This window comes from Micromonospora sp. KC606, from assembly GCF_004348675.1.
GTDB lineage: Bacteria > Actinomycetota > Actinomycetes > Mycobacteriales > Micromonosporaceae > Micromonospora.
Genome location: NZ_SMKN01000216.1, coordinates 1 through 9823 on the forward strand (window position 1 = coordinate 1; position 9823 = coordinate 9823).

8 protein-coding genes are annotated in these 9823 nt (G+C 73.7%); 4 read left to right on the top strand and 4 right to left on the bottom strand.

From position 1 onward, the window contains the following. The coding region (locus E1193_RS26600; protein ID WP_132185922.1) for an aminotransferase class I/II-fold pyridoxal phosphate-dependent enzyme at positions 1-706 on the bottom strand (706 nt) is incomplete at its 3' end. Positions 707-945: 239 nt separating this feature from the next. Here E1193_RS26600 and bioB point away from each other — a divergent pair. Genes bioB through E1193_RS26615 form a run of 3 tightly spaced genes read left to right on the top strand, consistent with a single transcriptional unit; the run spans position 946 to position 2694 of the window. Continuing rightward, complete coding sequence (gene bioB / locus E1193_RS26605) at positions 946-1941, top strand: biotin synthase BioB (RefSeq protein WP_132185923.1); 996 nt, start codon at positions 946-948, stop codon at positions 1939-1941. Positions 1942-1949: 8 nt separating this feature from the next. Next, a complete protein-coding gene (locus tag E1193_RS26610) occupies positions 1950-2183 on the top strand; it encodes a hypothetical protein (RefSeq protein WP_207922876.1) in 234 nt (77 codons plus the stop codon). 4 nt (positions 2184-2187) lie between these two features. Continuing rightward, positions 2188-2694 carry a GNAT family protein gene (locus tag E1193_RS26615; RefSeq protein ID WP_132185924.1) on the top strand — a complete coding sequence of 169 codons (507 nt, stop codon included), beginning with the start codon at positions 2188-2190 and terminating at the stop codon, positions 2692-2694. Positions 2695-3297: 603 nt separating this feature from the next. On the opposite strand, the gene E1193_RS26630 is transcribed toward E1193_RS26615, so the two are convergent. Then, positions 3298-5904, bottom strand: a complete 2607-nt coding sequence (locus E1193_RS26630) for a glycoside hydrolase family 9 protein (RefSeq protein ID WP_132185925.1) — start codon at positions 5902-5904, stop codon at positions 3298-3300. 348 nt (positions 5905-6252) lie between these two features. On the opposite strand from E1193_RS26630, the gene E1193_RS26635 reads away from it, so the two are divergent. After that, entirely contained in the window at positions 6253-7026 is a 774-nt protein-coding gene (locus tag E1193_RS26635; protein WP_132185926.1) for an LPXTG cell wall anchor domain-containing protein, read from the top strand. Positions 7027-7730: 704 nt separating this feature from the next. On the opposite strand, the gene E1193_RS26640 is transcribed toward E1193_RS26635, so the two are convergent. Both E1193_RS26640 and E1193_RS26645 read right to left on the bottom strand, forming a co-directional pair. Further along, the gene (locus E1193_RS26640) at positions 7731-8825 is read right to left on the bottom strand and encodes a GNAT family N-acetyltransferase (RefSeq protein WP_132185927.1); all 1095 of its coding nucleotides are present in this window, start codon (positions 8823-8825) and stop codon (positions 7731-7733) included. Positions 8826-8913: 88 nt separating this feature from the next. Beyond that, the gene (locus tag E1193_RS26645; protein ID WP_132185928.1) at positions 8914-9615 is read right to left on the bottom strand and encodes an amino acid-binding protein; all 702 of its coding nucleotides are present in this window, start codon (positions 9613-9615) and stop codon (positions 8914-8916) included. Positions 9616-9823 lie beyond the last annotated feature (208 nt).

A 9823-nucleotide genomic window follows, 5' to 3' on the forward strand; every position in this document is an offset into this window, starting at 1 on the left:
CCCCGCCGAGCGACTTGGAGAGGGTGGCGGTGACCACCACGTCGGGCTCGCCGGCGAGGCCCGCCGCGGCCACCCCGCCCGCGCCGCCCGGCCCGGTGACCCCGAGCGCGTGCGCGTCGTCGACCAGCAGCAGCGCGCCGTGCCGGCGGGCGACGGCGTGCAGCGCCGCCAGTGGGGCGAGGTCACCGTCGACGGAGAAGACCGACTCGGTCACCACCACGGCGGGGCGGCCGGGCGCGGCGGCGAGCGCGGCGGCCACCGCGTCGACGTCGGCGTGTGCGGTGACCACGGTCTCGGCGCCGGAGATCCGGCAGCCGTCGATCAGCGAGGCGTGGTTGTGGGCGTCGGAGACCAGCAGCGTACGCGGCTGCGTCAGGCCCCGGACGGCGGCGACGTTGGCCAGGTAGCCGGAGGAGAAGACCAGCGCGCGGTCGACGCCGAGCCAGCCGGCGAGGGCGTCCTCCAGGGCGTGGTGGGCGTCGGTGGAGCCGCGGACCAGCCGCGACCCGGTGGCTCCCAGCCCGTACGCCGACAAGGCCCGTGCGGCGGCGGCGGTGACCTCGGGGTGGGTGGCCAGGCCGAGGTAGTCGTTGCCGGCGAGGTCGACCACGGCGTCGCCGGCGGCCCGGGGTCGCAGCACCCGGGTCAGCCCCGCTCGGGCGCGCAGGTCGGCACGGCGGTCAAGCGCCGCCAGCCAGTCCGCCACCGTCTCCGCCCCCTCTCCCGCACGGCCTCGTCGGGTGCGCGTCGGGCATCCACCCGGCGCGCCCGCGGGGCGAAGTTACCACCCGGCGCGGTCGCGCCCGGCGTGGCGTGGGCCGCCGCACCGCGCCGGGTCGCTGGTCACCGGGTCGACGGGCGGGGCGTACCGAATTCGGTCGGGCGTCATCACCGCGCCGGTTCGGCCGTTTCACCGGCCCGGGGTGGCCTTGTAGGGTACGAGCCATGCCAGAGATCCTCGACCAGGCCCGGGCCCAGGTGCTGGGTGACGGTGTCGGCCTCGACGAGGCCGGTGTCCTCGCCGTGCTCAACCTGCCCGACGAGCACCTTCCCGCCGCCCTCCAGCTCGCCCACGAGGTGCGGATGCGCTGGTGTGGCCCGGAGGTCGAGGTCGAGGGCATCGTGTCGCTGAAGACCGGCGGTTGTCCGGAGGACTGCCACTTCTGCTCGCAGTCGGGGTTGTTCACCTCGCCGGTGCGCTCGGTGTGGTTGGACATCCCCTCGCTGGTCGAGGCGGCGAAGCAGACCGCGAAGACGGGGGCGACCGAGTTCTGCATCGTGGCCGCCGTGCGGGGCCCGGACGCCCGGCTGATGAAGCAGATGCGCGAGGGTGTGGCGGCGATCAGGGCCGAGGTCGACATCCAGGTCGCCGCGTCGCTGGGAATGCTCACCCAGGAGCAGGTCGACGAGCTGGTGGAGATGGGCGTACACCGCTACAACCACAACCTGGAGACCTGCCGCTCCTACTTCCCGAACGTGGTCACCACGCACTCGTGGGAGGAGCGTTGGGAGACGCTGCGGATGGTCCGCGAGTCCGGCATGGAGGTCTGCTGCGGCGGCATCCTCGGTCTGGGCGAGACGGTGGAGCAGCGCGCCGAGTTCGCCGCGCAGCTGGCCGAGCTGGACCCGCACGAGGTGCCGCTGAACTTCCTCAACCCGCGTCCGGGCACTCCGCTCGGTGACCGTCCGGTGGTGGAGGGCAAGGACGCACTGCGCGCCATCGCCGCGTTCCGGCTGGCCATGCCGCGCACCATCCTGCGGTACGCGGGCGGCAGAGAGATCACCCTCGGTGACCTGGGCACCCGCGAGGGTCTGTTGGGCGGCATCAACGCCGTTATCGTCGGCAACTACCTGACCACCCTGGGCCGGCCGGCGACCGACGACCTGAAGCTGCTCGACGACCTCAAGATGCCGGTCAAGGCGCTCTCCGCCACCCTGTGAGGCCGACGGTGACCGAGCTTGTCGAGCCCGTGGCGCCGGCGGACCGGGCCGGCGCCAACGCGCCGCGCTGGTGCGACCGGTGCGGGGATGAGGCGGCCACCGGTGCGCACTCCGCGTGCGTGGCGGCCCGCGTCCTGGAGCCGCCGCGCTACTGCGCCCGTTGCCGACGCCGGATGAAGGTGCAGGTGCTGCCGGTCGGCTGGTCGGCGGTCTGCGTCGAGCACGGCGAGATCCGGGGCTGAGCCGGTGCTACGGGGCCGGTCGGTGACGTTGCGTCCGGCGACGGACGCCGACGTGCCCGCCCTGGCTGCCATCCGGGCCAGCCCGGAGGTGCGCCGATGGTGGCGCGGCGGCGACGACCTGGCCGCCGCGGTCCGCGCCGATCTGGCCGCCGAGGACCTGACCGTGTACGCGATCGAGCACGACGGCCGGGTGGTCGGCGCGATCCAGTGGTACGCCGAGCCCGACCCGGAGTACCGGCACGCCGGGATGGATCTCTTCCTCGACCCCGAGGCGCGCGGGGCGGGGCTGGGTGGGGACGCGATCCGCACCCTGGCCCGGCACCTGATCGACGCGCACGGCTTCCACCGGCTCGTCATCGATCCGGCGGCGGCGAACACGGCGGCGATCCGGGCGTACGCCAAGGTCGGCTTCCGCCCGGTGGGCGTGCTGCGCCGCTACGAACGCGCCGAGGACGGCACCTGGCAGGACGGCCTGCTGATGGACCTGCTCGCCGAGGACCTGAGCGACTGATTTGAGCTGACCGGCCGGTGTGGCAGCGCCACCCGCGGTAGTCGATGCCCACCTCCGGCAGCCAGCGCTCGATCTCCTCCCGGCGGACGTCGGGATTGGCCCGGCTGGCCGGGTACCGCCGGACGTCGGGTCGCTGGCGGTCGGTCTGCCGCGGCGTCCTGCTCACCGGCACCGGCCGGCTGACCCGTGACCAGCAGGTGTGGGTCGCCGTGCCGGCCGCCGGCCCGCGGGCGGTGCTGGCCGGGTCGACAGCCGCCGCCGAGGCCGGCGTACGGGGACTGCGGCGCGAGCCTCTGCACGTGCTCGTGCCGGCGGATCGCAGGACGGTGCGGTGTGCTGCGCCGCCTCCCGCTCGACATGGCCGCGGTCGTGGTACACCGCACGCCCGTGCTGCGTCGGATGCTGATCCGGCAGACCGTGGCCGACGTCGCCGGTGGTGCGTCGTCCTCCGCTTCCCCGCCTGGCTGATCCGCGCCCGCCCCCACGAGGTGGCGGAAACCCTCCACCGCGCCCTCACCGCCGCAGGCTGGCGTCCGAAAAAGTGAATCTTGGACAGTTACCGTTCGACGCGAACCGTAACTGTCCAAGATCTTTGTCGTCGGGTCAGGCCACGGTGCAGGCGGCGCCGTTGAGGGTGAAGATGGTCGGCTTCGGGTTGGCGCCGGTGTGGGTGCCGTTGAAGCCGAAGCTGGTGGACGCGCCCGGCGCGAGCGTTCCGTTGTAGGACAGGTTGGTGGCGGTGACCGCCGCGCCGGCCTGGGCGTACGTCGCCGACCAGCCCTGGCCGACCTGCTGCCCGGCATGGGGGAAGGTGAAGGCGAGCCGCCAGCCGTTGATCGCGGTGGCGCCGGTGTTGGTGACGGTGATGTTCGCGGTGAAGCCGGTGCTCCAGCCGCTGGTCGTGTACGCCACCCTGCAGGCACCTCCGGTCGACGGTTCCCCGGTGGTGACGGTGACCGGGGCGGAGGCCGCGGAGACGTTGCCGGCCGCGTCCACCGCGACGACGTAGAAGGTGTAGGTGGTCGCGGCGGACAGGCCGCCGATCGCGAGCGTCGTGCCGGTGGGCGAGCCGACCAGCACGTCGGTCGCGCCGGCCTCCCGGTAGACGCGGTAGCCGGTGACGCGGACGTTGTCGCTGGCGGCGGGCCAGCTCAGGGTGAGCCCGGTCGCGGTGACCGCCGAGGCGGTCGGGGTGCCCGGCGCGGTCGGTGCGATGGTGTCGGGGGTGGCCGGTCCGGGCTCCTCGCCCCACACCCGCACCCCGCCGGAGTAGAGCGGGACTTTCCGGTTCGGTCCGGCGGCGGCCTGGTACGACGGGTCGTTGGTCGGGTCCCAGGTGCCGCCCTCCGGCACACCGATCTTGAACTGGACCTCCATCCGGTGCGGCGACTGCCCGGTGGGGGCGATGGTGTGCCCGGTGCAGTCGACCTCGACGTACCAGAGGTCGTCGCTGTGTTGCCGGGCGGTCGACGGCGACGGGCAGCCCTGGGTGTAGCCGGGGGTCACCTGGACGGGCCCGGTGCCGTCGGGGCGGAAGTAGTACCGGAACCGGGCGGTGGTCAGCGCGCGGGCCGGGAACGCGGACCTGTTGTAGACGATCGCCTTGAGCCCGGTGGCCCGGGGCTCGGCCTGCGTCACCGTGGTCTCGACGGTCAGCTCGTCGATGTCCGGCGTCTCCGGGGTGGGGAATCCGGCGAGCGGGTTGCCGCCGTACTGGCTGGTGAGCCGCGCGAGGGCGGAGGTGAAGCCGGCGTTGTAGTCGGTGGCGACCTCGTTCATCACGTAGTCGTCGCGGTTGTCGGTGTACGCGTCGTCCGGCGACGACGGGCCGCCGACGAGCGCGCCGTAGAGCACGTGCCGGGTCTCGGCCGGCACCTTGCTGCTGTCCCACCAGGAGCCGTGCGCGGTGCGGTGGTGCGGGTTCTTCGGCGGGTTGGCCCCGAAACCGACGACATAGCTGGATTTGCGCGGGTTGTCGCCGAGGGCGTAGTTGATCTGCCGGACGGCGAAGTCGTGGTACCGCGCCTTACGGGTGGCGTCCGTTGTCCGGTCGCTGTAGACCAGCGCGGCGAAGGCGGTGTTCGCGGCGTACCGCAGCGCGCCCCAGGTGTCGAGCACGGCCATGCCGCCGGGCGAGTAGCGGACCTTCTCCCCGTTGACGCCGACCGTCCAGTAGTCCAGCCACCGGTTGGCGTCATCGACGTACTTCTGCTTGCCGGTCAGGTTGGCCAGCAGCACGTACGCCCCGAACTGCTTGTTGTCCCAGGCGATCGTCCACTTGTAGGAGCGGGTGGCGCTCTGGTTCTCGGTGTTGAGCCGGTCGTACTCGCTCTCCGCCTTGGCCAGGTGGGCGGCGTCGCCGGTGGCCCGGTGCAACCAGATCGCGCCCCAGACCAGTTCGTCCTGCCAGCCGCTCCACGACCGGTAGAAGTTGGTCGCGTCGGTGATGCACTCGTGGTAGTTCTTGCGCACCGTGTCGGCGAAGGTGTAGAGCTGCCGGGCGTGGGTCAGCAGTTTGTCGGCGTAGGCGGCGTCGGTGGGCCGGAAGACCATCGACGAGGCGGCCATCGCCGCCGCCGTCTCCCCCGCCAGGTCCGCGCCGCCGCAGCTCGCATCGATCTTGTACGCGGGCCGCGCCATCGGCATCACCTCGGCCGGGCCCCACCACTTGTGGTCGTCGTCGCCCTTGCCGACCTGTCCGTAGAGGACGTTCGGCGCGGGGTGTGCCCTGATGAAGTAGTCGTTGACGAAGCGCAGGTTGTTGAGCAGGTGTGGCAGTTGGCCGGCGGCGACATAGCCGTCGCGGTACTCGACCGCGCCCCAGGCGAGCATGGTGGCGCTGAACGCCATCGGGAAGCCGAACTTGACGTGGTCGCCGGCGTCGTACCAACCGCCGGAGAGGTCAAGGCCGACGTCGGCGCCGTCGGTGAGCGCGGAGTCGCCGCGCCAGGAGACCCGGTTCCAGGCCGGCTTCTTGCCGGACTGCTGCGCCTCGTAGAAGAACATCGACTTCTGTAGCGCCTCCGCGTAGTTGAAGGCGGGGGCGGCGACCGCGCGGTCCGTGGCGGGGCGGCCGGCGGCCGGGCTGGCAGCCGCCGGGACGGCAACGCTGGCGGCGAGGGCCAGGGAGCCGGTGAACGCGACCCCGGCGGCGAGGACACGGTGCAGCCAGGGTCTGCCAGGCAGCGGCGGCCGGATCGGGTGGCGCATGGCGAACTCCTGTCGCGGGCGGCTCCGGCGGCGGCCCGACGGGACGGGTCGGGTGGCGCCGCCGCCGGAGACTGGGATGGCAGGGTGGGGCCCAGGGGTCGGGAGCGCTCCCATGGATGTTCGACAATGTAATCCGGCCATGGCCGCTTTGTGAAGGCCGTCACCTCACGGTGCAGCGTCAGGCTTTCCATCCACGTCACACCGACACGCCGCCCGGAAGGCACAACCAACCGGTTTCCCGATTCCTGCGCAGCACGTCGGCCCAGCTCCGGACGAACGCCCGATATGGAACAGCCATGATGTGAGGACACCATGAGCCGCCCTCTTCACCAAGCCCGGAGGAATCTCATGCTCCAGCGTCGGCACGTGCCGCGCATGGCCCTCACCGCGACCGCTGCCACGGCCCTCCTCGCCTTCGCCACCCCGGCGTGGGCGTCGAGCGTCATCCCGCTGCACCCGGCCCACAAGGGGTCGACCGCGCAGAAGCAGGGGTGCGGCGACGACAAGTTCGAGAAGCTTCCCGCCGACCATGACGGCTGGCACTTCGTCCTGCCGGGCGGCAAGAAGGCCGCCGGCGACTTCGAGAGCCTGACCCTCACCTTCGCCAACGGCGCCCAGACGGTCACGGTGAAGGTGCCGGACGACTCGGACGCCTACCCGGACTTCCTCTCCGCCGCCGGCAACGGCCAGGTCAAGCACGCCTACGTCTTCACGCCGGCGGGCTGGACGCTGGTGGACGGCACCGCGACGATCAGCGGCAAGGACGACAGGTTCAACCTGAGCCACACCTGCGCGGGCACCGTCCCCACAACCTCCCCGAGCCCGTCGCCGTCGACCACCGGGTCGCCGACGCCGTCGGCCTCCCCCTCCGAGTCGACCTCCCCGTCGACCTCGGCGTCCCCGTCGGAGTCGACCTCCCCGAGCGAGTCGCCCTCCCCGAGCGGGTCGCCCTCGGCCTCGCAGAGCACCGGCGGTGGCGGTGGCGGGCAGGACGACGGCGAGCTGCCGCTCACCGGCGTGGCGGCGACGAGCGTCGCGCTGTTCGGCCTCGCGCTGATCGGCGGCGGTGTCGCCCTGACCGTGCTGCGGCGTCGCCGGGACCGGATCACCTTCACCAGCTGACGCTCCCGTAGCGGAGCACACCGGCCGCCGGGCGACACGTCCGGCGGCCGGTCGCGTCCGTGCCGGCCTCCGCCGGGTGGGCCCTGCCCACCCGGCGGGCAGCACCGTCGGCCCGCGTTCGTCGCGCACCGGCGACCTGGCGCGGGCCTTCTCCGCCACACGCCGGCGCAGCCGCAGAATCTTGGCGACTTGCCGTTCGGCGGCTGTCCACGTACGCCTGACGACCGCCAGCTCCGGCACCGCGCCCGGCCGCTGGGCTCAGCCAAAGGAAACGAGACCGTCGTGCTCGTCGAGACCGCCGTCGGCGCCCACGCGATCTCCCAGCGGTTGCCCTCGGGATCGGAGACGTCCCCGGAGCGGCCGCCCCGAGACGTACGACACCTCCCGCGGGACGCGCAAGCTGGCCACCAGCGCCCACCAGTTCCGGTCTTGCCTCTCCGGGCACCGGCCAACCGGCTACTTCTCCGGCTGACCGGCCCACGCCCCCGCACCGACCCCCGCCAGCGCCGTTGTGCCCCGGCGCAGCACGCGCGTTGACACGGGCAGGGCCCCCGAACCGGGGGCCCTGCCGTCGTACCGTCCTCCGCACCGGAGGTCGGCCGGTGGCACCGGGTAATCCATCACCCGGCGCCGGTGTGGTCGCGTACCGTCGTCGCCCCCGTCCCGTCGCACCGACGGGACGCGTCCGGTCGTGACCGTCGTCCTCAGTCCGCCCGGTCCGTCCGGGCGGGAACCGCGACCGGCGGCGCGACCGCCTGGTCCGCCGCGACCCGGGGGGCCAGCGGCACCGTCACCGTCAACAGGGAGCCGTCGCGCTCGACCGGGGCCGGGCGGCCCAGCCGGCGTACGGCCCGCAGCATCGCGGCGTTCTCCGTCTGCACGTGCAGCAGCACGACTGCGTACCCGGCGCGCTCGGCGTGTCCGAGCAGGCGGCGCAGCAGGGCCGTGCCGAGGCCGCGCCGCTGCCAGTCGTCCCGCACCAGCAGGGCCACCTCGGCCTCGTCGCCCTCGCCGAGCAGGTTGGCCATGGCGACGATCGACTCCGCCGCCCCGCCGGAGCCGATCGTCGCCAGCAGGGTGGTCCCCCGCGCCGGGTCCAGCAGCCGGCGCAACCGGCCCGGCGACGGCATCGTCGCGCCGCTGAGGTAGCGCCGCTGCCGGGTCCGCGCCGAGGACGCCTCGTGCAGCTCGACCACGCCCGCCAGGTCGTCCGGGCCCGCCGGCCGGACAACCACCTCGGCGGAGTCGGGCAGCACCAGGGTCACCCGGTCGGCGTCCCGGCGGACGACCGTCGCCGCCAGCTCGACCAGCGCCTGTGCCCGCGCGTACTCGGCAGGAGTGAAGCTCGGCTCCCGCCGGCGTAGCTCGTACGAGCCGCCGGTCGGGTCGGCGAGCAGCATGCTCGACGCGCCGACTCCGCCGTGCGGGTGGGCCGACGCCGGCCGCCAGGTCACCTCGTCCGCGCCGATCAGCATCCGCAGCGCCTCACCGGTGGTTTCCGGATCCCGCGCCAGCCGGGCCGCCAACCCGAGCACCCGGGTCGGCTGGTCCACCAGGCCACGCGCCTCGCTGCGCGCCACCCAGCAGTCCCGCCCCCGGCCCCGCTCCACGGCGGCGAGCAGGTCCGCCTCGCCGAGCGTGTCCGGCGCGTCGACGAGGAAGTCGTCGACCGCCCCAGCCTCCGTGGTGTGCACCTGCACGGTGAGGATGTTGACCCCCCGCAACGCGAGGCTGGCCGTGAGCACCGACAGGTAGCCGGGCCGGTCGTTCACCGTCGCTCGGATCCGCCACAACGCCATGTCCACTCCCTTCCCCACCACGACACTGCCGGGCCGCTGTTGCCGGGGCGTTGCCCGGCGGTGACACCGCGGGAACTGTCTCCCCAGCTCAGGTGAGGTTGGTCACTGGCGGCGGGCCGACCAGGTCCAGCCGGTCGCCGAGGATCACCGCGCTGGCCCGGACAAGTTGGGCCAGTCGGTCCACCTCGGTGGCGTGGAACCCGGCGGCGGTGAGCGGCTCGGTGCGGTCCCGCGCGACGACCAGCACCAGCCCGGCCCGGCCGAACGGGGCGGCCGCGAAGTGGTTGCCGTCGGCACCGGTAAGCGCCCGGGCGCGCAGCGGGGTGATCTCGGGCAGCCGCGGCGGCTGGGGCGCCCGCCAGCTGGCCTGCCCCACGGACGCCGCCGTGCCGCCGGCACGCGACGCCCAGTCCATCGGGACCACCGCGGCCACCGCCCAGTCGGCGGCGAGCAGCCCGGGCACCGCGTCGACCAGGGTGGCCACCCCGTCGGCGGGGTTCGCGGCGATCTGGGCGAGCAGCTCGGCGTCCTGACCGGTGGTGGTGGGGGCGCCGATGGCCCGCCACACACCGTCGACGCGCACCCCGGGGATGGCCGCCAGGCCGGCCAGCAGCCGTTCCACCCGGGCGGCGCCCGGCCACACCACGGTGAAGTCGTCCACGGCCCGTCCGCCGAGCCGTTCCAGGACCACGACCTGGACGATGTCGGCGCCGGACACGCCGAGCGTGCGGGCCACCTGGCCGAGGGTGCCGGGTCGGTCCGGCAGGGTCACCCGAACTCTCAGCAACATGTCAGTCCCTCCGCTCGGCGGGCCAGCCGTGGCGGCCGGCAGGCTGGGCACCAGCCTGCCGGTTGACCATTTCGCCCCTGTTTCCCGGCCATGTCCCGGGCGGAAATCCCGCCTTGACACGGCGGTGGAGCTGCCATCAACTAACCGGATGACCGATCCGGCCGCCGACACCCGGCCGGGGAGTGCCCCGGCCGCTCCCCCCGACCCC